Source organism: Serratia grimesii NBRC 13537, from assembly GCF_001590905.1.
Taxonomy (GTDB): Bacteria; Pseudomonadota; Gammaproteobacteria; order Enterobacterales; family Enterobacteriaceae; genus Serratia; species Serratia grimesii.
This window is the reverse complement of record NZ_BCTT01000027.1, coordinates 1-4,386: the sequence shown is the minus strand read 5'-3', so window position 1 is coordinate 4,386 and position 4,386 is coordinate 1. Positions and strand designations below refer to the sequence as shown.

The window sequence follows — 4,386 nt, the reverse complement described above, 5'->3', positions numbered from 1 at the left end:
GACTCGCTCGACCTGAACGCCGCGAACGATAAAGAAATCGTTGCCGATTACGGCTTAGGCCGTAACTGCACTCTTTTCGATAAAACACGCAAGTGGGCTTACCGCGCTATCCGTCAGGGCTGGCCGCAGTATGAGCAATGGCTGCAAGCCTGCTATGAGCGGGCCAGAGCTTACAACCTGCAATTTTCTGCCCCTCTGGATGAAAATGAAGTTAGTGGAATAGCTAAGAGCATTGCTAAATGGACATACAAAAACTTCTCTGAAGCTAATTTTTTGCAATATGTTGCAGATACTCACTCATCTGAAATTCAATCGAAAAGAGGAATGAAAAGTCGAGGAGGGGGAAGGCCAAAGATTGTCGGAAGCCCTTGGCTTAATTTAGGAATCAGTCGTTCTAAATGGTATAGAGATTTTAGAGGGTTATAATGTTTGGTTTTTTTAGAAAAAAAATTAGCAGCAATCAAGTCGACTTATACGTTAGCGATAAGATTCTAGGTGTTGCAAAGAAGGTTGTAGCCATAGTTGAAGCTAATGGCGTAACCATCGTTGATGGCGAAGGTGTTGTATTTTTAGCCGCTGGGCTTTTTCTCAATGCTACTTATCTTAAGGAACATGGGAGAAAATCAGACGCTGTAAGAGTTAAAGTTATTGGTTTTGTAAAGCACTACCTAGATTCAACAGATGATCAAAGTATGCTGGAAAGATTATCTGATAACACCCGCTGGTTTTCTCAAGGGAACATGTCGGGTTATTGGTTTCTTAATCAAGTCATTGGGGACCTTTGCGGATTGAAGGTTAATCCCATCCATCAACAAATTCTATCAAACGAAGTACTAGATACACTGCTGAAATTTTTCCACGAGCGCACGGTCACTATCAGTAAAACCCTCAGTGAAGACATATATCCATTTTATAATCCAGCCTGACTGTTTTCGTAGTTTGGGACAAAACAACCTATATCAGATAACAGCCCCGTATAAGCGGGGCTTTTTTTTTGCAGCCAGCACAGAATCTGACATACTGCATTACTCTTTAAGCCAGTACACACAGCGTCCCCTCTACGAGGTGCCGTCTGTGACTGGTTCAGGGGGCTCGCCGCCCCCCGAAACCCCGGGCATCCACTGCGAAACTTTCGCACTTTGGGTGCGAATATTTCTCAGCGGAGTAAGAATGGAAAAGCGCACGAGAGAGATCAAAATCCGCCTGACTGACTCAGAGCATCAGCGTCTGATCGACCGGTGTGACCGAACCCATCTGGCCGAATGGCTGCGTCAGCTCGGTCTGGGAGAACACACCGCCAGAAAGCGCCGTCTGCCCGATGTGGCGCCCGAACTGCTGCGACAGGTCAGCGGGATTGGCAACAACCTGAACCAGATCGCCCGCCGTCTTAACCAGCTCGACGGACTGAATCCCACTGAGCGTGTGTCCCTGCTGGCGGTGTTAAACAGCCTCGACCGCAATCTCGGTGAACTGCTGGAGCAGCACCGTGATCGTTAAAATTCACTCACGGGGTGCCGGTTCGGGCAGTGGCCCCGTTGATTACCTGCTGGGCAAAGATCGCCAGCGCAGTGACGCCCGCGTGTTGCGGGGAGACGCCGAACGCACCCGCGAACTGATTGACGGCTGTGACTTTGCCCGTGCCTACACCTCCGGCGTGCTGTCCTTTCAGGAAGCCGACATTGCCGAGCCTGAAAAGGCGCGTCTTATGGACGAATGGGAACAGACACTGATGACCGGTCTCGACAAAGACCAGTACGCCTGTCTGTGGGTTGAGCATCAGGACAAAGGCCGCCTCGAGCTGAACTTCGTGATCCCGAACATCGAATTACAGAGCGGGAAACGTCTGCAACCCTATTTCGACCGCGCCGACCGTCCCCGCGTCAACGCCTGGCAGACCCTGACCAACGACCGGCTGGGGCTACGCGACCCGAATGACCCGACCTACCGCCGCCCGCTTACGCAGGCCAGTGATCTGCCCCGCGACAAACAGCAGGCGGCAGAGAAAATCACCGCCGGCCTGATGAACCTGATGCAGCAGGGCGTGATCCGCAGCCGGCAGGACGTGGTGACGCAGCTGGAAAGCTACGGCCTGACCGTGGCGCGGGAAACGAAAAGCAGCATCAGCATTGCCGATCCGGACGGCGGCAGAAATATCCGGCTGAAAGGAATGATTTATGAGCGAGATTTTAAATTTGGCGAAGGGCTTCGAGGAGAAATCGAAGCAGCAGGCGCAGGATACCGAGCAGAGCGTGAAGCGCGAGTTCGCGAGGCTGGAGAAGTCTATCAGCGCGGAACTGCAATCAAGCTCGCAGAGCATCAGCAACGCTATCCGCGAGCAGAACGGCAGGTTGACGGGCATGCTCAGAACGTCAGTCTCAACGGCGATGGCGTGGATATTCATCTGCTTCGCCCTGCTGATTGGCATCCTGGGCGGGATAATTTGGTTTCAAGGCACGATCATCACCTCACGCCTGAGCGAAATGGACAGCTACAGTCAGCTGCTGGCGAGCCTGAAAGCGAAAAGCGGCGCGGGCGTGACGATTTACAGCGACGAAAAGAACCGGAACACCTACCTGGCGGTGCTGCCGAAGCAGGCGCACGGCGTGGAAACCTACACCTCGCAGGCCGGGAATACCGTGGTGAAATACACGGCGAAATAACCTCATCAGAACGCCCTGAATCGCGTCTGAGCGGTTTTAACACCGAGGATGAGCAAAACCATGACCGAGATGGAAAAACAGCTTCTGAGCGCCTTAGAGAGCTTACAGGCAAGCTACGAGCAACAGCAGGAGGCGTGGCAGGACAGCTACAGCAGTTTGCAGCACATGTTCGAGGCTACCTCACAGGCGCTGACGCACAGCGACAGGGTGTGTCAGCGCTTGAGCAGTCAGGTAGAGAGCTTGCGCGCGCAGGTCGAGAGCTTGAGCAGGAACGTCAGCCGCTTGATGCGCTGATTGCGCAGCATGACCGCGCCCGTGCGGAAAAGCTGCGCGAGCAACAGCCGGAGCCGCAGAAAAAGCCGACCCGGTACTATGGCCCCTCGATGTGACCTCTTTTCCGGAATCAGAATTAAGTGTACTATGTACTCCGTTAAATACAGGAGACAACCGTGAGTCACACGATTGAATTTATCGAGACCCCGATGTTTACCCGTCAGATAAAACAGATCGCCACGGATGAAGAGCTCAGGGAGCTGCAAAAGACGCTGATTGAGTCGCCGGACAAAGGCGATCTCATCCAGAAAACCGGCGGGCTGCGAAAAGTCAGAATGGCGACGGGCAACCAGGGAAAAAGCGGCAGCGCGAGGGTGATTTATTTTCTGGCCACCGCCGAGGTGATTTATCTGGTGATGGCCTACCCGAAAAGCACCAAAGACAGCCTGACGGACGCGGAGAAAGCCGCGCTGAAGACGCTGACCCAACAACTGAAAGACGAGGTGTGACATGAGTTTTTTTGACGAGCTGAAAGCATCGCTGGAAGAAGCCGTTGAAATCAAAAACGGCGTCAGAGAGCCTGCCCGCGTCACCCGTTACGAGCTGGCAGACGTGAAGGCTATCAGGGCACAACTGAACGTTTCACAGAGTGAGATGGCGAAAGTGCTGGGAACCAGCCTCGACACCATAAAAAGCTGGGAAACCGGACGCCGTAATCCGACCGGACTGGCGGCGAAGGTGCTGGCAACCATCCAGGCGAACCCGAAATTCTTCCAGGAGCTGGCGGCGCACTAAGCCGTTGTGACAGAAGGATTCGACAGGCGAGGCCGTTCGCGTGTAATTTAACGGCAACAGAAAAAACAAAGCCCCGGCATCATGCTCAAATCTTGGCGGATCCGCATGATAACCAGGGCCAGGTACGAAACCTTGAAAGGATATTAGCACATGAAACGTGCCAGACAACAGCCCGCCATAAGTGCAGGGCGCTTTGAATAACGCTGCACTCCAACTTTTCAACGAACGCTTACCGCACAAGCCGTACTTTTCGGACGATCTGCACTTTGGTGTACGCATTGCCGGTAAGGAGCGCGCGATTCTGGCGAAATACATCCAGTTCAACCAGCCTCACGCCATGTTCTGGCTCGGTTTTGACGTTGACCGTATCGGTGCCGCCATCGACTGGAGCGATCGCAATGCGCCCGCGCCTACGCTGACCATCACCAACCCCGAAAATGGTCATGCTCACCTGCTCTATGCGCTGAAAACCTCGATACGCACTGCACCAGATGGAAAAATGAAGCCGCTGAAGTACGCCGCTGCCGTAGAGAACGCGCTACGTAAAAAACTGGATGCTGACACGGGATATTCGGGGTTAATTTGCAAGAACCCGAACCATGGTCACTGGAAAATTGCCGTCTGGCAGCCGGAACTCTACACGCTGGACTGGCTGGCC

7 protein-coding genes are annotated in these 4,386 nt (G+C 53.5%); all 7 read left to right on the top strand.

Annotated features, from left to right (window positions below; genetic code table 11):
• Nucleotides 1–426 (top strand): primase C-terminal domain-containing protein (locus SGR01S_RS23385; RefSeq protein WP_174522168.1); only part of this gene is annotated, 426 nt, incomplete at its 5' end.
• Entirely contained in the window at nt 426–926 is a 501-nt protein-coding gene (locus SGR01S_RS23380; protein WP_001715146.1) for a restriction endonuclease subunit S, read from the top strand. The genes SGR01S_RS23385 and SGR01S_RS23380, both read left to right, overlap by 1 nt.
• Nucleotides 927–1,170: 244 nt before the next feature.
• Complete coding sequence (locus SGR01S_RS23375) at nt 1,171–1,497, top strand: plasmid mobilization protein (RefSeq protein ID WP_001715145.1); 327 nt, start codon at nt 1,171–1,173, stop codon at nt 1,495–1,497.
• Nucleotides 1,487–3,049, top strand: coding sequence for a relaxase/mobilization nuclease domain-containing protein (locus SGR01S_RS24700; RefSeq protein WP_001715143.1), 1,563 nt, complete (start codon nt 1,487–1,489; stop codon nt 3,047–3,049). The genes SGR01S_RS23375 and SGR01S_RS24700 overlap by 11 nt, the downstream gene beginning before the upstream one ends.
• A 60-nt stretch (nt 3,050–3,109) precedes the next feature.
• Nucleotides 3,110–3,442 carry a type II toxin-antitoxin system RelE/ParE family toxin gene (locus SGR01S_RS23365; protein WP_001715142.1) on the top strand — a complete coding sequence of 111 codons (333 nt, stop codon included), beginning with the start codon at nt 3,110–3,112 and terminating at the stop codon, nt 3,440–3,442.
• A 1-nt stretch (nt 3,443) separates the two neighbouring features.
• Nucleotides 3,444–3,728, top strand: coding sequence for a NadS family protein (gene nadS / locus SGR01S_RS23360; RefSeq protein ID WP_001697687.1), 285 nt, complete (start codon nt 3,444–3,446; stop codon nt 3,726–3,728).
• Nucleotides 3,729–3,921: 193 nt separating this feature from the next.
• A partial coding sequence (locus SGR01S_RS23355; protein WP_174522167.1) for a replication initiation protein occupies nt 3,922–4,386 on the top strand: 465 nt, incomplete at its 3' end.

Excerpts from the sequence above, each read along its gene's own strand:
- SGR01S_RS23380 (WP_001715146.1), top strand. The coding sequence starts at position 426 with ATGTTTGGTTTTTTTAGAAAAAAAATTAGCAGCAATCAAGTCGACTTA.
- SGR01S_RS23375 (WP_001715145.1), top strand. The coding sequence starts at position 1,171 with ATGGAAAAGCGCACGAGAGAGATCAAAATCCGCCTGACTGACTCAGAG.
- nadS (WP_001697687.1), top strand. The coding sequence starts at position 3,444 with ATGAGTTTTTTTGACGAGCTGAAAGCATCGCTGGAAGAAGCCGTTGAA.